This is a genomic window from Kaistella yananensis, assembly GCF_026107505.2.
Lineage (GTDB): Bacteria > Bacteroidota > Bacteroidia > Flavobacteriales > Weeksellaceae > Kaistella > Kaistella yananensis.
The window spans coordinates 568,136-588,769 of record NZ_JAPCHZ010000002.1 but is presented as its reverse complement, the minus strand read 5'-3'; the positions used below and the strand labels follow the sequence as shown (position 1 = coordinate 588,769).

Below are 20,634 nucleotides of genomic sequence, written 5' to 3'. Positions count from 1 at the left end.
TTAGTTGAATTACTTATTCAGACTTTTATTAAGATTTACGGCGTCCTGGTAACCCGGGTTGAGTTCTACCGATTTAGCTGCATAGCTGCGCGCTTTGGCAGGATCGCTGTCTTTTACTAAATATGCTACGGCGAAGTAAGCGTAAGAAAGTGTTTCTTTATTAGCGGCCATATCTGCTGGTTTTACTGTACTGATGAATTTCTCATAAGCAATTTTAGCCAACTCATTATTACCTGCCTGCTGATAAGAGTAACCCTGGCTGTAATATGCCGGAGCCCAATCAGGCAACAAACCGCTCATCTTTTGCCAAGATTGAATTGCACCATTCCAGTTTTTAGCTTCCTGATAGGCATTTGCTAACTTAAAAAGAGCGTCTGTATCCTGAGGATTTGTAGCCACCTGTTTTTTAAGCGCTTCAATCTCTGGGGTCGTTGGTCCTGCATCAACGGCTGCCTGGTTAATACCACCGCCACCTTTGATTTTAACCAATTCTAGATCCCAGTTCATTGTTTCATCTTTTGCTGCTTTTGCAATTGCAATCTTCTGCTGGGAATCTGCATTTAAAGCAGTTTTCTTAGCTTCATCTGTTTCTTTCTGAGCTAATCCTGCAGAAATTAAACCTAGAAGACCCTGATCTGCTGCCTGAACTCTAGACTTTTCAGCTTTAGCAACAAATTGATCCATGCTTGCTTTTGCAGCGGCATAATCTCCATCTGCATATAATAGATATGCTCTCAGCTTATATTTAATAGGATCATTTACTTTATCGAAAACTTTATCCAAGTAAAGTTTAGAATTGCCATAATCTTCATTTGTGAAGAATAGTTTAGAAATCTCAAGTTGTGTATCCGGATCCTCATCAGCATACTTTGCATAATTAAGCAAATCCTGAGTAGCCAACGCATTTTGCTGATATCTGATATCATACGCTGCTTTTGCTTTATATGCAGGTGCATAAGTTGGGTCTGCAGCAATTGCACGGTCAATACTTTCCTTAGCTTTCTGCCATTGCTGAGCCTGCATCCAAAGTGTACCAATTCTGGTATACACAGAAGCTTTATTCTTAGCAACCGGTAAAGCTTTGTCATAAGCAGTCATTGCAGAACCTGCAACCTGTGGGCTGTTTGTTAATTTCAAACGGTATGCATCACCTAAAGTATAGTAATAATAAGCAGGAGTTCCTCCTTTCTGTGATTTTTCCACAGCTCTGTTCAAAAGATCGATTGCGAGGTCTGCATTTGCTGCACCTCCAAAAATTGTTAATGCTTCAGCAGCTCTGTACAGAACTTCCGGATCTTTATCACGGGACTCTTTTACTATATTCTGAATTTCCGCGATTGCAGATTTGTCACCTTTGCCAAGTTTAACTGATGCTAAACCAATTTTATTAAGATAACTTTTTTTATCTGCTGCTAGACCTTTATTAAAATTTTCCTGTGCCACTTCGAAATTTGGTTCGAACTGAGTGAGGTAGGAATTCCCTAAGTAAAAATAATTTTCTGCCGTTGGTGATTTGGCAATCATTTCATTAAAAACTGTTTTAGCTTTTGCGTATTTATGACTGTCGGCATTTGCAACACCTTCCTGTAAAGTCTGCGCAAAAGCGAAGTTAGAAAAAAATCCTACCGCAACTCCTAAAGCAACTTTTCTTGTTAAATTCATTATATCTTTCATTTTAATTGTTTATATGTAAAAAACTTACTAACTATATTACCCAATTTTCATACCATAAAATTTCACCATAACTTTTTAAGTAAAATTTAACGCATCTGAACTTCTCTTCTGAATATGTTATAGGGTTGTAGTCCTTCCTTCTGTACGACAATTTGGCCTAACTGTTGGCAGGAAAAACGAATCATACCGTTTCCTAAACCGTAATAAGCTTCATTCGTCAGGAAATATAGTGTTCGCGAAAAAGGATAACTCATATCCCGAATCGTAGCGATTTCAGGCATTACCGCTTTTTTATTTGAAATCACGGGCAATATTTTAACCGAATTTCGCAGCTCCTGTGACTCTGTATCGTATGGTCTGCTGATGGTATTTAGACTAATTACCCCAATTTTTTCCGGATGTTTATTGATTTCATCTACTATATTTTTATTTCCATTGATAATGGAGAATTTTAATTCACTTGGCTTTTTATCTAGTTTTTGCGCAACAAAATTTAAATTACTCGAATTGGTACCATCAAAAATGATATTTTTATTATCAGAAACTAATAAATCTGAAATTTCTTCAATTGAAACTGATTCCCTCGCCGCACTTTTCGAAACTACAAAGACAACAGCGTCTACAGCAAACTTTGCAGGTACAATATCCATATCGATTTTGTCTTTGTACGCTTTTTTTTCTTCTTCGCTCAAATCCCGGGACATTACAATAACCCTTACTTTATTTTCGAGCAAATCCAAAAATGCTAAATCTTCTTTTTTGATGACCAGATTAATCTTGGTTTTCGGATTCAGTGCCATATATCTCTGCGTTAAAGCTTCAGTGACACTTTGAAAAGATTCATCAGCAGCAACAGTAATTTCACCTTGCTGTGGATCGTCTACCAAAACTTTCTCTGTTTTTTTACATGAAAGAAAAAATGTAAAAATGCAAACTAATAATGCGAGTAATCTATTCTTCATTTTTATTCTGTCGGATTCTGTATATCGCTCTTACGATTCTGAAAATTCCGTAAAGGATTAATAAAGCGCCTAAAGCATAGGCGATATTGGGTTCAAGGAAAATGATGAAAAATTTATAAATAATGACAACAATGCCCAGAACAATATAAAAAAAACCTGTTACTAATGATAACCAATTAAACAACATGCGCAAAAATACAAAAAATTAAAAAAAGAGAAGCTTTTGCTTCTCTTTCATTATATTAAATTCAATTTTAATAAATTATTCGAACTGCATGGTAAGCGGCATTCTGAATCTATAACGTACAGCCTGACCGTTTATTTTTGCAGGGGCCCATTTATTTTTGATTGATTTTACAGTTCTGATTGCTTCCGCGTTAAAATCTTTATTAGATCCATTTGCTTTCACATCAGTTATCGATCCGTCTCTCTCCACAACAAATGTTACCTCAGTTTTCACTGTACCTTCATCACCATCCATTACAGAAGTATCAAAACTGCTGTTTACTTTACTTCTGAAGGAGTTGATACCACCAGGGAACTCAGCTAACTGCTCAACTTCCGTATAAACCTGGGTCTCAGAAACCTGCGGCTTTACCTCTACTGTCGTAGATTTTGTAGGCCCGGGTGGAGGTGGAGGTGGGGTATAACTTGGAGTCTTCACACCTTCCTGTGCAATAAGACCTGTTGTAGTTTCCAACTGCTTTGTAATTGGCGGCGGTGGAGTTTCTACCTTTGGAGCTTTCACCGGTTCCGGTACCACGTTCTGAATAACCTCCTGCTGAGGCTCTTCTTCTTTTGGTGGCGGCGGTGGTGGCGGTGGTTCATCTTCTACCACTTCTTCTATAATGGGCTCTTCCGGTAAAATGTCAATTAAATTGGCATTAACTTCGGTAGCTTCTTTTGCATTCATCTGCTTGATCTTCATGATCACGAACGGAGTGATTGCCGCTACCAGGAAGAGAATGGTTCCAAGAATAAAAGACTTGGTGAGGACTGATCTATAACTTCTTCTTAAGTCATAGGCCCCGTAAGCTTTATTTCTGTTTTCAAATACAATTTCATCTAAAGTAAGATTACTGTTGTATGCGTTATCTTCTGCCATTTTTCTTTCTTTAAAATTTAAACTAATTCATTCTAGTTTGTATCAGCTGCCGGAGCTGCTGGTGCAGAACCGCCAACCTTCTTGTCATAAATTGCCTGCTCCCAACTTTTAACATCGGTAATACCGTATATTTCGTTTTTGGTAATGGCCATTTCATCCAGAATGTCTACAAAGTTTTTATACACTGCATCGTCTGTCGGCTTAATGATCACCGTAAATTTCGTCTGATCTTTAGCTCTAGCTTTTGCCTGCTCGATTACTTGGGTAATCCCTTCTCTATCAAAAGATGTTTCCTGAAGCGTTTGCTCGTTAAGGCCTGCCTGGTCTAACTGATGATAGAAAATCCTGTTGTCTTTTCCTATAATTAGAGAAATTGAATTGGATAAATCAATTTCAGTTGGAGGTGGTGTCTGCGTCTTATCTTTCGGTTTTGCCGGAAGCCCCAGATCCATCACATTCGGTTTGTTGAAAGTTGTAACCAACATAAAGAACGTGATCAAAAGGAACGCCAAATCCACCATTGGGGTTAAATCTACGTGGGGCGGCTGCTTCTGCGAGCGCACCTTACCACCTTTCCCGCTACTGTCTTTTACTTGTACTTCTGCCATTTCTTTATTATTGTGCTACTTCCTGACTTGTTATTAACCAGAATTTCAAGAAATCAATATCTCTCAATCCTTCGAACAATGCTTTAACCTTAGGGTATTTCGTCTCTACGTCGCCCTTTACTGCTAACTTATAGTCAGGATTTACTTCTAAACTTTTCTGTACCCAGTCGATCAACTGCTTATTGGTACTGTCAAGCGGAACGCCTGTTTGGCTCTTAAATGCTTTTTTATCGTCCTCGGAAAGATTAAGATATCCTTTAAGTTGATTCATAGGCACTCCTACAGACTGCACTTTGGTAAACTCAACTTTCTCTTTATCCGTAAATTTCACTCCGTACTTCTCTCCCATTTTATCTAAAAGCTGCATTCTTTCGGTCCCGTTATCTACTGGTGTAAAGTAGAATTTTCCGTCTGTTGTACTGAGAACAGTCATCAAACTGGCGTCCGGAAGAAGTTTTTCAGAGATAGAAGATGGCGTGGTTACCGTTTCGACATCAGGAACATTGAACTGAGCCGTAAGGATAAAGAACGTAAGGAGTAGGAATGATACATCGGTCATCGCCGTCATATCTACCCTTATGTTATGTCTTTTTGGTTTGACTCTCGCCATTATACTTTATTTTTTTATTAAACTTCACATATTTTAGACCTTAAAATAACCCTGAGGTTAAAAAAGGCCTGCCCTCAAAACAAAATTTCTTAGTGAAATTCTGCAAATGACTGCTGGATTGACATTGCGATTTCGTCAATTTTGAACGTTAGACCGTCAATCTTAGAAGTAAAATAGTTATAAAGGATAATCGCTACTGCAGAAGTACCAATACCTAAAGCTGTATTTACAAGTGCTTCAGAGATACCGATTGAAAGCGCAGCTGAATCCGGTGTACCACCACCTGAACCTAATGCAGAGAACGCCTTGATCATCCCGATTACCGTTCCTAGTAGTGCAACAAGAGTTGCTACTGTACCTAAGGTAGAAAGAATCATCATGTTTTTCTCTAACATTGGCATCTCCAGGGTTGTAGCTTCTTCAATTGATTTGTTAAGTGCAACCATTTTTTGCTCTTTGTTCATGGTAGTATCGTGAGCCAAAGCTTTGTAAGTCGTAAGACCTTCTTTTACTACGTTACCTACAGAACCTTCTTGTCTGTCGCACTCTTCGATCGCTTCATCTACTTTGTTTTGGTCAAGTAATCTTCTTACGCTTAAAACGAAGTTATCAACATTTCCTTTTCCTGCAGCTTTTCTCAAAACCAATGCACGCTCTATAGAAAACACGATAACGATGATCATAAACGAAATAAGAATTGGTACAATTGGTCCACCCATATAGATAATCCCCATAAATCCATCAGGATGTAATTCTTTTGTTTCCAAATCCGAGAAACTTACAGATGAAAGACCCTCCAGCCTTGGATCGGCTTTAAAGTTCCCTGGATTTCCCAATACAAATAAATAAATAGCAATACCTATTGCGATAAGAATAGGAATAACTAATGCAGGATTTAAGCCCCCTAACTTTTTAGCAACTACTTGCTCCTCGTTGTTTGAAACATTCATTTCCATACTAAACTAAATTATAATTGTTATTTTTTAAATTTTTCGAGCTGTAAAATAAAGTCAAAATTATCATTCACGCAAATGTTTCGCCACTAATGAAATACATTTTTCTCATGTTAAGATTCATTAACATTGCCAAATTGGTAAATTTTCATTTAAATAATGATGATAATTTTCGATTTTCAAAATACCTTTAAAAATTCGCAGAAATTAAACCCCTTTTTTTACGATTTGAGCTACGGTATTTTTTTTTTAAATTATTTTCAACACACAATATTAACGATTTTTTTTGGGACGATGATTACTTTTTTAGGAGTATTTCCTGCCAGCTGATCTAAAACACGTAAATCTTTCATAACGTTTTCTTCAATCTCGCCAACACTTAAATCTGCCGGCAAAGCCAGTTTGAATCTCATCTTCCCGTTGAAACTCACCGGATACTCAATTTCGTCTTCTATCAGGTATTTTTCCTCGAAAACCGGGAACTTCTCAAATTCAACAGAATTGGTATTACCGAGTTTTTCCCAAAGCTCTTCCGAAATGTGCGGCGCGTAAGGAGAAACCACGATTGCCAAAGCTTCCAGAATTTTTCTCTTGTTTGTTTTAAGTTTCTGGAACTCATTTACGGCAATCATAAATGAAGATACCGAGGTGTTGAAAGAGAAATTATCAATATCCGAAACCACTTTTTTAATCAGCGTATGAAGAATCTTATATTCTTCTTTTGTTGGTTCTTCTTCCGAAACATCGAAGCTACCACCATTATAATATAGGTTATAGAATTTCTTCAAAAAACCGTAAACTCCGCTCAATCCCTGTGTGTTCCAAGGTTTAGACTGTTCCAAAGGCCCGAGGAACATTTCGTAAAGCCTCAAACAGTCAGCACCGTATTCTTGACAGATATCATCAGGATTTACAACATTGTATTTGGACTTAGACATTTTTTCTACTTCGCGTTCTGTGATGTATTTTCCGTCCTCCAGAATAAATTCAGCATCACCAAATTCTGATCGCCAGTTTTTGAATTTTTCAACATCAAGTTCATCAGAAGTTCCTTTTAATAAAGAAACATCAACGTGAATTTTTTGAGTTTCGTAGTTTTGAGCTAAATTTTTGGAAACAAATTGATTGGTACCGTCAATTCTGAAAACAAACGCACTCATCCCTAAAATCATCCCCTGATTGATTAATTTTTGGAAAGGCTCATCTTGGTTGATGTAACCTCTGTCTTTCAAAAACATATTCCAAAAACGAGAGTACAATAAATGTCCGGTCGCGTGCTCGCTACCACCAATGTATAAATCTACTTGTCCCCAATAATCCGACAACTCTTTTGCGCAAAATTCCCCGTCATTTTTTGGATCCATATATCTCAAGAAATACCACGAACTGCCAGCCCAGCCTGGCATCGTAGATAATTCTAAAGGAAAAACAGTAACATTATCGATTAATTCGGTAGCTACTATTTTTTCGTTGAGTTCATCCCAAGCGAAATTTTTTGCATTTCCCAAAGGCGGATCGCCGTCTTCAGTTGGCAAATATTTCTCAACCTCCGGAAGTTCAAGTGGAAGCGAAGACACTGGGAGCGCATAAGGCATCCCTTCCTTATAATATACCGGAACCGGTTCGCCCCAATAACGCTGTCTTGAAAAAATCGCGTCTCGCTGTTTATAATTTGTTGTACCATGACCGATGCCGCGGTTTTCTATTTCATCAATGATTTTAGCTTTGGCGTCAGTGTAATTCAATCCGTCTAAAAAGTCAGAGTTTACACAAACCGAATCTTTCGAATCGAAGGATTTTTCCTGGACATCTTCCTCGGTTTCTACAACCTTTACAATATTAAGTCCGAATTTCTTTGCAAAACGGTGGTCGCGTTCGTCATGTGCAGGAACGGCCATTACTGCACCTGTTCCGTAACCCATCAGTACATAATCTGAAATATAAATCGGCATTTTTTCGTCGTTAAACGGATTCAGTGCATAAGCCCCGGTAAACGCGCCGGAAACATTTTTCACGTCTGCCATCCGGTCGCGCTCCGTTTTTTTAGAGGTTTCTTCGATATAACGGTCGACTTTGAATTTCTGTTCTTCAGTAGTTATTTTTTCAACCAAAGGATTTTCTGGGGCCAATACCATAAAAGTCGCTCCGAAAATAGTATCAGGACGGGTCGTAAAAACCGAAATATTTTCTTCGGAATTCAAGACCTCAAAAGTTACCTGTGCGCCCTGAGATTTGCCGATCCAGTATTCCTGAGAATCTTTTAAGGGCTGTGGCCAGTCCAGCGTGTTCAAACCCTGCAACAGTCTTTCGGAATACGCGGTAATTCTCATGCTCCACTGCATCATTTTCTTCTGAAAAACCGGAAATCCGCCACGTTCAGATTTGCCGTCTTTCACCTCATCATTGGCAAGCACAGTTCCTAAACCCGGACACCAGTTTACGGTGGTTTCTGCACGATAAGCTAAACGGTAGTTTAACAAAATATCTTGTTTGTCGAGCTCAGATGCAGATTTCCATTCTTCAGCTGTGAAATTTAAAGCATCATTCTGCACCGCTGAAAGGTTTAATGTTCCCCGCGTTTCAAAATGCTGAATCAACGTCTCAATAGATTCGGCTTTATCGGTTGATTTATTGTACCACGAATTGAAAAGTTGGATGAAAATCCATTGTGTCCATTTATAGTAAGAAGCATCTGAAGTTCTGATTTCCCTGCTCCAGTCGAAAGAGAAACCGATTTTTCGCAGCTGCTCTTCGTATCTTGTGATATTCTGCTCAGTAGTAATTGCAGGATGTGTTCCGGTTTGAATTGCATACTGTTCCGCAGGCAATCCGAAAGAATCATAGCCCACAGGATGCAAAACATTAAATCCCTGATGTCTTTTGTACCTTGCGTAAATATCTGAAGCGATATATCCCAGCGGATGGCCTACATGTAAACCTGCGCCTGATGGATAAGGAAACATATCCAAAACGTAAAATTTCGGTTTATCGGTTGTGTTTTCGGTTTTATAGGTTTGATTTTCTTCCCAGAATTTCTGCCACTTCTTTTCGATCGATTGATGGTCGTAAAACATGTTTTATTTTTATATAATCCACAAATTTAAGGTTTTGAATTGAATTTCAAATCAAACTAATAATTGTAAATTTGTTGAAATAACTCTTAAAAAATTCAATGCCTGAAGCTTCGATCATTACTCCGGTTTTTAATTCGTCAAAATTTTTAGAAGAAACCATTGCTTCCGTTTTGAATCAGACTTTTACAGACTGGGAATGGATGATTACGGATGATAAATCGACTGACAATTCGGTGGAAATCATTCAGAAAATCAATGACAGCCGCATTCAACTGATTTTATCCGACAAAAATGGCGGCGCCGGACATGCCAGAAATTTATCTTTAAAGCAGGCCAGTGGAAGATTTATCACATTTTTGGATGCTGACGATTTCTGGGAACCGAACTTTTTAGAAGAAATGATTTCATTCATGAAAAAGGACAATACTGAACTCGCCTATTCTAATTACGCACGCTGCGATGAAAATTTAAATCCCGTGATCGACGATTTTAAAGCAGACAAACCGGTAACTTTTGATAATCTACTTAAAACCTGCCGACTTTCTTTATTAAGTTCGATGTACGATTCCCAAAGAGTTGGCAAAGAATATTTTCCGGAAGGCAGCAAACGCGAAGACCACGTGATGTGGCTGAATTTACTGAAGAAAATTCCTGTAGGAAAACCACTTCCGAAAACAATGGCAAAATACAGAATGCACCAATCCAGTATCTCGAGGAAAAAAAGCAATATTGTGAAAGACCAATATCTTGTATACAAAGACTACATGAATTTTTCAACTGTAAAATCGCTGTATTATACGGCAAACTGGGCACTGAACGGATTTAAGAAATATTCAAAACTGTTTAACTGATGGAATATTCAAAAGAATTTAAACAGGCGCTGAGTGAATTTTCGCCCATTGAAAAAGACCGGTTGATTTTCCGCCTGCTAAAAAAAGATAAACTGCTTTCGAAAAAACTGTATTTCGAACTTATCGATCCTGAAACGACCGATCAGAAAAGGGATCAGATGGAAGAAAACGTGAGCGAAAAACTTGCATCAGCTGCCCGATACATCGGAAATCCGAAATATTACCTGTCAACAATCAGAACAATCAGTGCTGAAATTACTGAACATGTGAAAGTGACAACCGATAAATTTGGGGAAATTTATCTGCAGCTGTTCCTGGTTAAAAAAATTTTAGAGAATAATGACAAACTCAATCAACAGCGTTTCGACAGTGTGTATAAACTTTACATTTATCTCATCAATAAAATTGTGCGCGCTCTGCTTTTAATCAGAAAAACCGATGAAGATTACTGGCTGGAGTTTGATGTTCTGTTAAGCGAAATCGATTTTCAGATTCACCAAAACGTCTATCTGGAGAAGCTTTGCATTAATAACAGTTTCGATTTCAACTGGCTGAAATCCGAAAACATCCCTGATCATCTGGATTTGATTATTAAAGACCTTAAAAGCCAGGGATTTTTAAGATAAAATCCTGTTCACAATAATTTCGGAAGCGTTTGGTTGCGAATCAATGAAATTTCGGGCGTTTTCACTCATTGTTTTCAAAAGTGCATCATCTTTAAGGAGGCTTAATAAATAAGGAGCTGCGAAAAATTCATCTTCAAAAGATTTACCCCCATGATGAGCAATTAAATCATCAGCTTCCGGATTTTTCATATACTGGTCACCAAAAAGCACAGGAATTCCGAAGGTTGCCGCTTCCAGAATATTATGAAGACCTTTGGAATGAAAACCACCGCCCACCACTGCAACATCCGCGTAAGAATAAAGCTTTGAAAGCAAACCAATACAGTCGATGATCAGCACTTGTGTGTTGGTATTTTTCATCTGCCCCGCATCGGAAATTCCGGAATACAAAACAGAATTAGGGAAAATCTTTTTGATATTTTCTACCCTTTTCAAATCATGTGGAGCGATAATCAGTTTAATTTCGCGGTTTTTTGTGGCGACAATTTCTGCCAGCCGTTCTTCGGATTCCCAAGAACTTCCGAAAATAACCGTTTTTTGGTTTTTCTTAAATTCTTCAATAAACTCAACCGTATTATCACGTTCACGAAGTTTCTTCACCCGGTCGAAGCGTGTATCTCCGGCTGTAGAAGAGTTTTGAAGCCCAATACTTTTTGCCAGTGCAGTTGAATGTCTTGTCTGATGAAAAAACCAGTTAACATTTTGCTTAAGCTGTTCTGTAAACCATCTGCCGTAAGCTTTAAAGAAAACCTGCGTTTCATAAAACAATGCCGAAACCACATAAATTTCAGCACCTTTCTTTTTTAAATCTGCTAAGAGATTATACCAATATTCGTATTTTACGGTGATAAAAATGGCTGTTGTAAAGTTGGACGTAAATTCCTTCACCCATTTTTCGGTGTCGAAAGGCAGGTAACAGATGGCGTCGGCAATATGATTTTTGTGAATGACATTTTCGTAACCCGACGGGGAAAAAAAAGTGATGAGAATTTTGTGCGAAGGAAATTTTTCTTTGAGTTTTTCCAACACCGGAAGTCCCTGTTCATATTCACCCAAACTCGCTGCATGCATCCAGATTACCTGATCATCCGTAGAAAATTTCGATTTTACGATATCACAAGATTGCCTTCTTCCAGCCAAACCTTTTTTTAATTTATAATTAAAAATCGCACCGATTTTCATTCCGGAGATCAGCAAGGAGACGAATATGTTGTAGAAAAATTTCATTAATACAATTTTGTTATTGGGAAGCTTTTTCACTTCTGGAAATGAACCATGAATAAATCAAACTTCCGACAACAGTGCCTAAAAGGACAAACAATAAAGTATACATGAGTAAAACATTCAAACCGCCTGCTTCATTCATAGCTGTAAGAATGCTTCCATAATTTATTGTTGCAACCATAGAAATTATCGTCAGAGAAAGAATTTGCACAATCAATCTGCTTACAATGGAATTTGTTTTCACATTTTTGGGAAGATTAAGAAGTTGTGAATCTGGATTTCTAGAAAGATAATAAAATAACAAAAATATCATCGTCGCAAGAATTGGCAACATCCAGATTGAATTTTTTGAACCGAACCCATCTGCTTTTCCATCACCTCCAAAATGAACAGGAATAATTTCTGGCAAATTTTTAAAATTCAAAATCGTGAAAATCCAAATGAAGATCAAGATGAAAAAGGAAATCAACTTTAAAAAAAAGGAAATATTTTTCATGGCCAATAATTATAAAATTCGTTTCACAAACCGCAATTTGTGGGTGTGCTTTGCTAAATCTTTATTGAAAATTCCTGTGGAATCCAGCAAATCGATTCGTACTTTTCCGTAAGCGTGAATAATTTTTTGATCTTCCAACATGATGCCCACATGGGAAATTTTGCCTTCCTGATTTTCAAAAAAAGCCAAATCTCCGGGCTCACTTTCTTCCACAAAATCCAAGACATTTCCCACTTCCGCCTGCTGGTAAGCATCTCTACGCAACTGAATTTCGTGGACTTTGAAAACCAACTGGGTAAATCCGCTACAATCAATCCCGAAAAAACTTCGTCCGCTCCACAAATATGGAACATTTAGAAAGCGTTTTGCGGTTTCAGAAAGCGACTTCCCTGTTGCTTCAGGCAATGTTTGTTCTTCATCAGAAAGTATTTCACTTCCTATAGAAAGCAAGATTTTACCTTCGTTAAAATTAAAAAATTTAAAATCTTCAGTAAGAATTTGCGAATTTTTTTGAGCAAAATCTTGCTCGGAAATTTTGGAAATTTGGTTTGCATCAACCCAACCTTCGTAGCCATCAAAAACCATTTTAATTTTTGAAAAACTTCCGTTCTCCTCGATAATCTCCACCTTTTCTCCATAGAGTAGTTGGGAAACCATCTCCGACTGATGTGAGTTTTCTGCCCGAAGTGGCGCTACAGAAACTTTGCAAATTCCTTTTTCCATAAATTTTATATCGCTGATTTAAACGATTTCGCTGATCATCAATCCTGAAATTTATCAATAACTCTTTAAAAAATCAGCCCTATCATTTAGAACCGCGAGAAAATGTTAAATTTTTCTGATTAAATTAACCCCGTCCCGCAAAGGTAAAATAAGATTTTCGAAATCTGTATCCTGCGCTACCGAATCATTCAGTTCCTTAATTTTTTTGGTAGATTCCTGTTTTGGATTTTCTTCCAGAACTTTCCCGTACCACAGCACATTATCAAACATAATTACGGAACCGGATTTTACTTTGGGTTTGATAAGCCTAAAATATTCCACATAATTTTCTTTATCTGCATCGATGAAAACGAGATCGAAAATTTCGTTGGTTTCTTTCAAAAATACTTTTGCATCTTGAATTCTAAAGTCTATTTGCGCTGAATATTCACTTTCATTAAAATATTTTTGAGGCAAATACGCCAAATCCTCATTCACATCCAAAGTGGTGATTTTTCCTTCTTTCGCTAAACCTTCTGCCAGACAAAGCGTGGCATAACCGGTGAAAGTTCCGATTTCGAGCACGCTTTTCGGCTGCATCATTTTTGAAAGAATAGCAAGCAGTCTTCCCTGCTGATAGCCGGAAATCATATGGGGCTGGGTAGTTTTCTGAAAAGTTTCCTTTCGCAGCCGTTTTAGGATTTCGGGTTCTGCGGAAGCGTGATTTTCCAGATATCTGTCCATCTCCGGACAGTTTTCTTCAAAAAAACTCATGGTAATTTTTTTCAAATTTAATGAAATAAAAAATCCCGAAAAATTTCGGGATTGTATTATTTGAATGTTATCATTAGTTCTTAACCGGAGCAATATCCATCAGTTTCATGAATTCATCTAATTTAGGCATAATGATGATTTCAGTTCTACGGTTTTCAGCTCTTCCAGAAACCGACGCATTGGTGGTTTTTGGATTGTATTCACTTCTTCCGCCTGCTGTGATTCTCGCAGGATTCACACCGAATTTGGTCTGAAGAATTTTAGCCATTGAAGTTGCACGTAATGCGGATAAATCCCAGTTGTCTTTCGGCAAATTGGCTGAATTTAACGGAACATTATCGGTATTTCCTTCAATTAAAACCGAATAAGTATCGTAATCATTAATCACCTGGGCTACTTTACCCAAAACTTCCTGAGCAGCAGGCAACACGTTATAATCGCCTGTTTTATAAAGCATTTGATCAGATAATGAAATCATTACCACGCCTTTTAAAACTTTCACCTGAACATCTTTATCTGCGATATTATCAAGAGATCTTTTCAGTTTGTTTGAAAGTGCGAGATTTAAACTGTCGTTTTTCGCGTTGGTAGAGATTAGCTGCTTGATGTATTTATTGGAAGCATTAATTTCTCCGATAAGTTCGGTAATGTTTTTAGAACCTTGACCGGTGTTAGCCAAACAGGCATCAAGGGAGGTTTTCAAAGCATCATTTTGGCTTCTCAGAAGATTATTTTCGCTCGAGAGTCCGGCATTTGTAGCTTTCAGATCCTGAATTTCGCGTTGTCTCTCACCGATATTGGTAATACACTGGTTATAGTTTAAATTTAGAGCATCAAACTGCTTCTTGCTTACACAAGAAGTTAATGTTAGCGCCATGATTGCAATGGCCAAAAGTGTTCCTGTTCTCATAAAAATCTGTTTATTTAAGCCAAAAATAGCCAATTCATTTTAAACAGAAGAATTATCTTTGCTAAATATTCCTTAAAACTTGCTTACCCAAAAGACTTTTGAAGCTGCGCTGCGAAATCTTCACCGAAATAACACGTGGAGCACCTATCTTCTTGCGGTAAGCGGAGGAGCCGATTCGATGGTGCTTCTTCATTTATTCAAAAATTTGGGACTGCATTTTGAAGTCGCGCATGTGAACTATAAACTTCGCGGTAAAGATTCGGAAGACGACAGAGAAACGGTAGAAGATTTCTGCCTTGAAAATAATATTGCTTTTCATCTTTATGAAGTCTCCGAAAAAGATAATCAGCCTGAAAATTCTATCCAGAACTGGGCAAGAAATCTTCGTTACACATTTTTTAGGAAGATACAGGAAGAGCGAAAACTGCAGCATTTGGTCACTGCGCATCATCTCAATGATCAACTTGAGACTTTCCTCATCAATCTTTCGAAAGCCTCGGGAATTACTGGTTTGAGTGGAATGCCTGCAAATGAAAACCAGATTCTGCGTCCGCTTCTTCAATTTTCGAAAGATGAAATTTATGCATTCGCTGCAGAAGATGAAGTTAAATTCCGCGAAGATCTTTCCAACAAAAAAAATGATTACCTGAGGAATTTTATCCGAAACGAAATTACCCCAAAACTTTTCGAGACCAATGATCATTTTCTCGAGAACTTTGCAAAAAGCCTGAATTATCTAAATCAGGTTAAAACTTTTGCTGAAGAAAAGATTGAAGAAATCGAGAGACAGATAATTTCGGAAAAGGAAAACCTCATCCTGATTCAAAAAGCAGAATTTTCAAAGCAATCTGATTTTGTAAAATTTGAAATTCTAAAGAAATTCAGTTTTGATGATGAAAAAGAATTTCCGAAAATTTTCAGTGCAGAGACAGGAAAGGTTTTTCACGCGCCGAATTTTCAATTAACTGTTGACCGGGAATATTTTGTTCTGACTAAAAAAATTTGTGAAAAATCGAATTTACCCAATTCAGATGAAGAAATAATTGTTGCTGAAAGTTTAGATATAATAAAACACCACACATTTTCACTCTCGCGGTTTATTTCTGCGGAAAGTAAAGTTTCATCGGATGTGAAATGGATTTTTGATGGAGATAAACTTCAGTTTCCATTGAAAATAAGAAGGAAAAAGCAGGGCGATTTGTTTTTCCCAATCGGCATGATAGGCAAAAAGACCGTCTCCAAATTTTTTAAGGATGAAAAAATCCCTATTTTAGCCCAGCAAAAAATCTGGCTCCTGTGTGACGGCCAAGATAACGTTCTGGGAGTAATCCCATCCCGCCAGGACCGCAGATTTGCTGCAGAAGTACATTCAAACAGTAAAATAACGGTCATATTTTAACCATCAAACTGGTTCAAAACAAAAATAAAAATGAAATTTAAAAATTGGCTCCTGCTGCTCCTGGTCTTTCTTTTCCAGGGGATTTCAGCACAGATAAAAGATCCTGTAAAATTTAAATACAACATCAATTCACTGCCAAACGGCGTTTACGAAGCTGTCCTTACTGCAACCATCGAGAAAAACTGGCATATCTACTCGCAGGATCTGCCGCCCGATTCCGGCATTCCTACTGAGATGAAACTATCTTCTAAAGAGGGAATACAGCTTGTCGGCAAAGTTACCGAAGTCGGTAAAAAGCACGATGAATTCTCGGAAGCTTTTGGGGTTCAGATTGTGTATTATTCGGATCTGGTACTCTTTAAACAGAAATTCAAACTTAAAGACAATACAAAACCGGCCACCGTTACTGCAGAAATTACGTACCAAACCTGCAACGACCGCGTTTGTCTTGCACCCAATACGCTGGAATTTGACCAGAATATTACGCCAACATCTACTGGTACTACTTCAATAACTCAAACCGAGACTCCTGAAGAGGCGGCAAATCCGGCGGAAATACCGGCAACCGTAGATTCAGCAGCACGTACGACTTCAGAAAGTGCGACTACCGTTTCGCCGATTAAAACTGAACAGAAAGGCCTGAAAGTAGAATCCATCGATTTTAAAAATCCACAAACCGACTGCGGAATTGAAGCGGAGCAAAACAACGAGAATTTCTGGACTTATCTTCTTCTCGGATTCTTTGGGGGATTAATCGCTTTGCTTACTCCGTGCGTATTTCCGATGATTCCATTAACGGTTTCATTCTTTACCAAAGGAAGCAAAGACAAGGCAAAAGGAAAACGCGACGCTTTCATCTACGGATTTTTTATTCTGTTGATTTTCGTATTGCTGAGTGTTCCTTTTCATATTATTGACGGGATTGCGGGGAATATTTTCAACGAGATTTCTACAAGTGTTTGGCTGAATGTTACGTTCTTCCTGATCTTTATTTTCTTTGCCGGAAGTTTCTTCGGATACTACGACATTACGCTGCCAAGCTCTATTGCAAATAAATCCTCGAAAGCGGAAGATGCCGGCGGCTTGATCGGAATTTTCTTCATGGCGCTGACGCTGGTTATCGTGTCCTTCTCCTGTACCGGTCCTATTTTGGGAAGTTTACTCGGGAGCGCGGTCACAGGTTCCGCCAACGTACCGATGTTGCTCACTTTTGCTTTGGCTGGATTTGGACTGAGTTGGGCGATTGTTTTTGGGCTTTTAGCCTTGTTCCCGCAAGCTTTGCAGAGTTTGCCGAAATCAGGCGGTTGGATGAACACCGTGAAAGTGGTTTTAGGATTCATCGAACTTGGATTGGCACTGAAATTCTTATCTAAAGCTGATTTGGTCTCCAAAACATTTTTACTGAAAAGAGAACTTTTCATTGCGCTTTGGATTCTTATTGCCATTGGTTTGGTTCTTTATCTGTTCGGGAAAATCCGCTTCCCGCATGATGACAAAAAACCGAAAATATCTTTAACAAGGAAAATCTTTGGGATTCTTGGGATTGGATTTATCATCTATCTGATTCAGGGACTATTCCCGGCAGAACGGCCTACGCTGCAACATTTAAGTGGAATTCTGCCTCCGATTAACGTAAGTTATCTTCATAAAGAGGAAGACGGAATTTTAGGAATGCATCCTTCCCACGATTATTTTGAAGCGATTGAAATTGCCAAAAAAGAAAACAAACCGCTTTTAATAGACTTCACCGGTTACGGTTGCGAAAACTGCCGAAAAATGGAGGAATTTGTGTGGAGCGAACCCGATATCTTGCCGATTCTTCAGAACGATGTCGTGCTGGCTTCACTTTACGTTGATGATAAAGAACTCTTGCCTGAAAACGAACAGACTTCAATCGATATGGGTAACGGACAGAAGAAAAAAATCAGAACAATCGGTGATAAATGGAGTCTTTTCCAACAGATAAATTTTAATAACAATTCTCAGCCGCATTATGTATTGGTTTCTCCGGAAGGAAAAGTCATCAATACACCGGTTTCGGGCTATATGCCGAAAGAAGATTTTAAAAATTTCCTGACGTGCGGAATTGAATTCTTCAAAAAGAATAAATAAAACCAAATAAATCAAAAAATGTCCGCTTTTTGAGCGGACATTTTGTATATCTAAAAGTCTAAATTAAGGATTTGTTACGGGAACACTGCTGAATCCTATGGAAGTTTTCAGCGAAATATCTGAAGTTGGAGACTGTTTCAAAACATATACAACTCTTGCCTGAACCGCACCCGATTTCATCATATTATCTAAAGTCTGGGAAGTATTTACATCCAGTGACAACGAACTTCCGACATTATCTCCGATGGCATCTCTGGAGGCGACAAGAACTTCATTACTTCCATTATTCGAAAGATAAACTTTTACCGATTTGAAGATTCCCATACTCGTATTGTTAGGAACCGACATTGTAGCATTGGAAACCCTTATATCTCTCACATTAGCGCCCGCGCCAGTAAGCTGGTTGATGCTCTGCGCCGGCGAAACATTAGACAAAGTGGTATTTGCCGGTGAGCCCGAAGTTACCAAAACCGTCGCATTGTATGGAAATGTGTTCTGTAAAATAGATGAAACGGTAGAACAGCTCGCTAATGTAGCTGTAGCAACAACCGCTGATAAAAATAAATTTTTCATAATAGTAAATTTTGATTTAAATCTTTCATTCAGAAACTATACCAACTTCATTAATTAACAGAAGATTAACTATGACAACTTTTTAAAATTTACTTAATGCTTACAGAAAATTTTCCCTTAGTTTCACCAGACGCCATATTGCTTTTACCGATAATCAGCCACAGTTCTCCATCATTTTTTGCTGTGTAAGAAATCTGTCTTCCAAACGGTCCGTCGAAAGTCCCATCCGGTAGTTTGATCTGATTGAAACGGATATTCATTTCTGCATTTTCAGGCGTTACTTCTCCGGAAATAGTTTTCTGTCTGAAATTTTTAATTTTCACGATAAACTGCTGATCTTCCTCCGTAAATTCTTCGCCAATATTGAAAGGAATCTGTTGTGCATCTACAGTTCTAATAATTTTATTGCCCTCAACTTCCCTCATCATTCCCTGCCGTCCCATTGGAACCTCCTTTATAACTTCCGTCGCTGAATCTCTTTCCACAGGTCGTTGTTGACGAGTGTCTACACTGGATGCAGATTCTTTTACAGCATCAGATTTATTACACGACCAAAGTAATATAGGCGCGAGCAGGAGTAGTTTTTTCATGGGTTCTGAGGTTTTAGTGTTTGATAATAGATAATTTTGGAAAGGAAAGTCTTGTTCTGTTCTTTAGCAATTTCTGTTGGTTTTGTCGTTTTTTCAAACTCATTTGGATAGACTTTAAGGAGAATTTCATCATTGTAATTCAGGCTTTTGTGAAAATCAAAATTACCTTTTTCATTTCTGATGTTGTAAACGGTGGCCAAATTCCCCCAATTGATAAAGGACGCGGCCAAAACCGTTCCATAAAAATACCATGACATATGATTAAAAAGAAATGCGTTGGTTTTCTGATTTTTTATTTTGATGAAAGTAAGAATAAGCCCGATAAATGCAAGCGCCAGAAAGGCATAAACGCCAAGTCTTTTATACGTAATTCCTAGACTGATGATGTATTCGGAATTTTTAGCAAAGGCAGAAATCAATAATAGAGCATTGAGGAAGATCCAGATTGTAGCAAGAAGCTTTAAGGTTCCGGCTTTGTTGTCGAAATTAAATTTACCTTTAAAATAAAACATAATCACCAAAACAGCCATTACAATCGATAAAATAACAGCGTTTACGCGGTCGTGAGTTTCTCCGGCGAGTTGGCTGGGCGATTTGGAAATCTCTACAAACTGTTCGTAATTAAAGGTGAAAATAAAAACCAAAAGTAAAATATTAAGTGCGATAAATGAAATTACGCCACTCATCCTTTCCGAATCTATATCCAGAAATGAACTTGAGTGTTGTTCTTTTTTATCTTCATTAAGAAAATCATTTTTGAGTTGATGGTTTAAATTGAAGATGAATTTTTCAATTTTAAAATTCCAGAAATTAAACGCAATAAAAAATCCAAGTGTTCCGAGAACAATAAACTGCCAGAGATCGAAACTGAACTCCCAGCCGGTAAAAAAACCTGAAAAATGTTCGCTTCCTAAAGCGTAAACTCCAAAAAATACAACTACGAAAAAAGCAGGAATCAGAAACATAGCGATCAGTTTCTTCACCGTTTCAGAAGTATTTCTCTTCGGAAGCCAGTCTTCAAACTTGAAGAACCGGTAAATAAAAGTCACAAAATTTACCGCAAACACCGGAATAACCAGCAAAGATTTCAGTTCACGGTTTTTCGATTTAAAAGCCAGTAAAAAAAGAGAAGTGAATACCGCCAGGAATGAAGCGAAATCGCCATACCATGCAAAAGCTGCGCTCGAGAGAATGCTGGCAACAAAAAGCATGAGAAAACTACGCGTCCGGTTTTCCTCTGGAGTGTGAAAGAGGGTAAGCAAGGCGTAGGCAACGCCTAAAAGGCCGAAATTGAGACCCAGATCCTCACCGTAAAAAAGGGTTATAAAAAGAACGGTGGTAAGGAGGATTAATTGATGTGTTTTCATGATATTATTTTAAAAATTACTAAT

Annotated in this window: 19 protein-coding genes; 4 read left to right on the top strand and 15 right to left on the bottom strand. The window is 37.9% G+C overall.

Annotated features, from left to right (window positions below; genetic code table 11):
* Positions 1–9 precede the first annotated feature (9 nt).
* From OK344_RS06960 to leuS, 7 genes are all read right to left on the bottom strand, one after another.
* The gene (locus tag OK344_RS06960; protein WP_265144101.1) at positions 10–1,674 is read right to left on the bottom strand and encodes a tetratricopeptide repeat protein; all 1,665 of its coding nucleotides are present in this window, start codon (positions 1,672–1,674) and stop codon (positions 10–12) included.
* Positions 1,675–1,760: 86 nt separating this feature from the next.
* Positions 1,761–2,636 carry a PstS family phosphate ABC transporter substrate-binding protein gene (locus OK344_RS06955; protein ID WP_265144100.1) on the bottom strand — a complete coding sequence of 292 codons (876 nt, stop codon included), beginning with the start codon at positions 2,634–2,636 and terminating at the stop codon, positions 1,761–1,763.
* A gap of 262 nt (positions 2,637–2,898) precedes the next feature.
* Entirely contained in the window at positions 2,899–3,741 is an 843-nt protein-coding gene (locus OK344_RS06950; RefSeq protein ID WP_265144099.1) for an energy transducer TonB, read from the bottom strand.
* A 32-nt stretch (positions 3,742–3,773) separates the two neighbouring features.
* Entirely contained in the window at positions 3,774–4,349 is a 576-nt protein-coding gene (locus OK344_RS06945) for an ExbD/TolR family protein (RefSeq protein ID WP_265144098.1), read from the bottom strand.
* A gap of 7 nt (positions 4,350–4,356) precedes the next feature.
* Positions 4,357–4,959: an ExbD/TolR family protein gene (locus OK344_RS06940; RefSeq protein WP_265144097.1), complete on the bottom strand. Its 603-nt coding sequence runs from the start codon at positions 4,957–4,959 to the stop codon at positions 4,357–4,359.
* An 89-nt stretch (positions 4,960–5,048) separates the two neighbouring features.
* Positions 5,049–5,915 (bottom strand): MotA/TolQ/ExbB proton channel family protein, encoded by an 867-nt coding sequence (locus tag OK344_RS06935; protein ID WP_265144096.1) that lies wholly within the window; start codon positions 5,913–5,915, stop codon positions 5,049–5,051.
* A 257-nt stretch (positions 5,916–6,172) separates the two neighbouring features.
* Positions 6,173–8,986 (bottom strand): leucine--tRNA ligase, encoded by a 2,814-nt coding sequence (gene leuS, locus OK344_RS06930; RefSeq protein ID WP_265144095.1) that lies wholly within the window; start codon positions 8,984–8,986, stop codon positions 6,173–6,175.
* Between the two features lie 98 nt (positions 8,987–9,084).
* Between leuS and OK344_RS06925 the strand changes: the two genes are divergently transcribed.
* Positions 9,085–9,837, top strand: coding sequence for a glycosyltransferase family 2 protein (locus tag OK344_RS06925; protein WP_265144094.1), 753 nt, complete (start codon positions 9,085–9,087; stop codon positions 9,835–9,837).
* Positions 9,837–10,463: a deoxyuridine 5'-triphosphate nucleotidohydrolase gene (locus OK344_RS06920; RefSeq protein ID WP_265144093.1), complete on the top strand. Its 627-nt coding sequence runs from the start codon at positions 9,837–9,839 to the stop codon at positions 10,461–10,463. The genes OK344_RS06925 and OK344_RS06920 overlap by 1 nt, the downstream gene beginning before the upstream one ends.
* Here OK344_RS06920 and OK344_RS06915 read toward each other — a convergent pair.
* From OK344_RS06915 to OK344_RS06895, 5 genes are all read right to left on the bottom strand, one after another.
* Entirely contained in the window at positions 10,455–11,690 is a 1,236-nt protein-coding gene (locus tag OK344_RS06915) for a 3-deoxy-D-manno-octulosonic acid transferase (protein ID WP_265144092.1), read from the bottom strand. The two genes, OK344_RS06920 and OK344_RS06915, sit on opposite strands and share 9 nt — an antisense overlap.
* A gap of 13 nt (positions 11,691–11,703) precedes the next feature.
* Positions 11,704–12,183, bottom strand: coding sequence for a DUF1648 domain-containing protein (locus OK344_RS06910; protein ID WP_265144091.1), 480 nt, complete (start codon positions 12,181–12,183; stop codon positions 11,704–11,706).
* Between the two features lie 9 nt (positions 12,184–12,192).
* The gene (locus OK344_RS06905) at positions 12,193–12,906 is read right to left on the bottom strand and encodes a C40 family peptidase (protein WP_265144090.1); all 714 of its coding nucleotides are present in this window, start codon (positions 12,904–12,906) and stop codon (positions 12,193–12,195) included.
* 105 nt (positions 12,907–13,011) lie between these two features.
* Positions 13,012–13,659: an O-methyltransferase gene (locus OK344_RS06900; RefSeq protein ID WP_265144089.1), complete on the bottom strand. Its 648-nt coding sequence runs from the start codon at positions 13,657–13,659 to the stop codon at positions 13,012–13,014.
* A gap of 73 nt (positions 13,660–13,732) precedes the next feature.
* Positions 13,733–14,569, bottom strand: coding sequence for an OmpA family protein (locus OK344_RS06895; protein WP_265144088.1), 837 nt, complete (start codon positions 14,567–14,569; stop codon positions 13,733–13,735).
* A 79-nt stretch (positions 14,570–14,648) separates the two neighbouring features.
* On the opposite strand from OK344_RS06895, the gene tilS reads away from it, so the two are divergent.
* Together tilS and OK344_RS06885 are read left to right on the top strand one after the other, a co-directional pair.
* Positions 14,649–15,968, top strand: a complete 1,320-nt coding sequence (gene tilS / locus OK344_RS06890; RefSeq protein WP_265144087.1) for a tRNA lysidine(34) synthetase TilS — start codon at positions 14,649–14,651, stop codon at positions 15,966–15,968.
* A gap of 30 nt (positions 15,969–15,998) precedes the next feature.
* A complete protein-coding gene (locus tag OK344_RS06885) occupies positions 15,999–18,080 on the top strand; it encodes a protein-disulfide reductase DsbD family protein (protein WP_265144086.1) in 2,082 nt (693 codons plus the stop codon).
* Between the two features lie 63 nt (positions 18,081–18,143).
* On the opposite strand, the gene OK344_RS06880 is transcribed toward OK344_RS06885, so the two are convergent.
* From OK344_RS06880 to OK344_RS06870, 3 genes are all read right to left on the bottom strand, one after another.
* On the bottom strand, positions 18,144–18,653 hold the full coding sequence (locus tag OK344_RS06880; RefSeq protein ID WP_265144085.1) for a hypothetical protein: 510 nt from the start codon (positions 18,651–18,653) through the stop codon (positions 18,144–18,146).
* A gap of 89 nt (positions 18,654–18,742) precedes the next feature.
* Positions 18,743–19,243: a hypothetical protein gene (locus OK344_RS06875; protein ID WP_265144084.1), complete on the bottom strand. Its 501-nt coding sequence runs from the start codon at positions 19,241–19,243 to the stop codon at positions 18,743–18,745.
* A complete protein-coding gene (locus tag OK344_RS06870) occupies positions 19,240–20,610 on the bottom strand; it encodes a DUF4153 domain-containing protein (protein WP_265144083.1) in 1,371 nt (456 codons plus the stop codon). Before OK344_RS06870 ends, OK344_RS06875 begins: the two co-directional genes overlap by 4 nt.
* Positions 20,611–20,634: the final 24 nt, after the last annotated feature.

Excerpts from the sequence above, each read along its gene's own strand:
- OK344_RS06955 (WP_265144100.1), bottom strand. The coding sequence starts at position 2,636 with ATGAAGAATAGATTACTCGCATTATTAGTTTGCATTTTTACATTTTTT.
- OK344_RS06940 (WP_265144097.1), bottom strand. The coding sequence starts at position 4,959 with ATGGCGAGAGTCAAACCAAAAAGACATAACATAAGGGTAGATATGACG.
- OK344_RS06935 (WP_265144096.1), bottom strand. The coding sequence starts at position 5,915 with ATGGAAATGAATGTTTCAAACAACGAGGAGCAAGTAGTTGCTAAAAAG.
- OK344_RS06885 (WP_265144086.1), top strand. The coding sequence starts at position 15,999 with ATGAAATTTAAAAATTGGCTCCTGCTGCTCCTGGTCTTTCTTTTCCAG.
- OK344_RS06945 (WP_265144098.1), bottom strand. The coding sequence starts at position 4,349 with ATGGCAGAAGTACAAGTAAAAGACAGTAGCGGGAAAGGTGGTAAGGTG.
- OK344_RS06900 (WP_265144089.1), bottom strand. The coding sequence starts at position 13,659 with ATGAGTTTTTTTGAAGAAAACTGTCCGGAGATGGACAGATATCTGGAA.
- OK344_RS06925 (WP_265144094.1), top strand. The coding sequence starts at position 9,085 with ATGCCTGAAGCTTCGATCATTACTCCGGTTTTTAATTCGTCAAAATTT.
- leuS (WP_265144095.1), bottom strand. The coding sequence starts at position 8,986 with ATGTTTTACGACCATCAATCGATCGAAAAGAAGTGGCAGAAATTCTGG.
- OK344_RS06895 (WP_265144088.1), bottom strand. The coding sequence starts at position 14,569 with ATGAGAACAGGAACACTTTTGGCCATTGCAATCATGGCGCTAACATTA.
- OK344_RS06915 (WP_265144092.1), bottom strand. The coding sequence starts at position 11,690 with ATGAAATTTTTCTACAACATATTCGTCTCCTTGCTGATCTCCGGAATG.
- OK344_RS06905 (WP_265144090.1), bottom strand. The coding sequence starts at position 12,906 with ATGGAAAAAGGAATTTGCAAAGTTTCTGTAGCGCCACTTCGGGCAGAA.
- OK344_RS06880 (WP_265144085.1), bottom strand. The coding sequence starts at position 18,653 with ATGAAAAATTTATTTTTATCAGCGGTTGTTGCTACAGCTACATTAGCG.
- OK344_RS06875 (WP_265144084.1), bottom strand. The coding sequence starts at position 19,243 with ATGAAAAAACTACTCCTGCTCGCGCCTATATTACTTTGGTCGTGTAAT.
- OK344_RS06950 (WP_265144099.1), bottom strand. The coding sequence starts at position 3,741 with ATGGCAGAAGATAACGCATACAACAGTAATCTTACTTTAGATGAAATT.
- OK344_RS06920 (WP_265144093.1), top strand. The coding sequence starts at position 9,837 with ATGGAATATTCAAAAGAATTTAAACAGGCGCTGAGTGAATTTTCGCCC.
- OK344_RS06910 (WP_265144091.1), bottom strand. The coding sequence starts at position 12,183 with ATGAAAAATATTTCCTTTTTTTTAAAGTTGATTTCCTTTTTCATCTTG.
- OK344_RS06870 (WP_265144083.1), bottom strand. The coding sequence starts at position 20,610 with ATGAAAACACATCAATTAATCCTCCTTACCACCGTTCTTTTTATAACC.
- OK344_RS06960 (WP_265144101.1), bottom strand. The coding sequence starts at position 1,674 with ATGAAAGATATAATGAATTTAACAAGAAAAGTTGCTTTAGGAGTTGCG.